This window comes from Candidatus Dorea massiliensis AP6 (genome assembly GCF_964245105.1).
Lineage (GTDB): Bacteria > Bacillota > Clostridia > Lachnospirales > Lachnospiraceae > Laedolimicola > Laedolimicola intestinihominis.
Map to the genome: position 1 here is coordinate 1 of NZ_CAXTKW010000058.1, position 522 is coordinate 522.

Annotated in this window: 1 protein-coding gene; it reads right to left on the reverse strand. The window is 57.7% G+C overall.

Going from position 1 to position 522, the window contains the following annotated elements; translation table 11 throughout:
* Positions 1-93 precede the first annotated feature (93 nt).
* Entirely contained in the window at positions 94-495 is a 402-nt protein-coding gene (locus ACESZP_RS18000; protein WP_055303329.1) for a cysteine-rich VLP protein, read from the reverse strand.
* Positions 496-522 lie beyond the last annotated feature (27 nt).

Consider the following 522-nt stretch of genomic DNA (forward strand, 5'->3'; position numbering starts at 1 on the left):
AAGTGCTGGATGTTACGAAATAAGAGGGCAGACCGGGGAGGAATGTAATAAGATATTCCCACCCCGGAAACACCCTCAAAAAAGCCCGGAATGTCAAGCCTTTGGAGGCGGCAAATCGTAACAGCCGCCCGGCCTTTTCTCCCGCATTTTCCTCATGCGTTCCCGGCTTTTCCGGCGGTTCCCTTCGGCCTTGCAGGCGTCGGAGCAGTAGGCTTGACGCCCCTCGGGCAAAAATGCCTTTCCGCAGACCGCACAGGCCCGCAGCTCCGGGGAGATGCCTTCCGTTGTCAGCGACGCTTGAAGCTCCGGGTTAAGAGGTAGGACAGCCTCACGGAAATAACGGCAGTACGCCCCTGTCCAGCACTTGTGCAGCATATAGCAGGCACAGTCAAGAGGAAGGCACAGGCCGCTTTCCCGGTCATAGTTGGCGCACATCCCCATGACAAGAGAACGGATTTTCTTCTTCTCGTCACGGGTCAGCTCCCGGGCGTCCATTTAAGACTTCGGGCCACGATGGCCCGA

Excerpts from the sequence above, each read along its gene's own strand:
- ACESZP_RS18000 (WP_055303329.1), bottom strand. The coding sequence starts at position 495 with ATGGACGCCCGGGAGCTGACCCGTGACGAGAAGAAGAAAATCCGTTCT.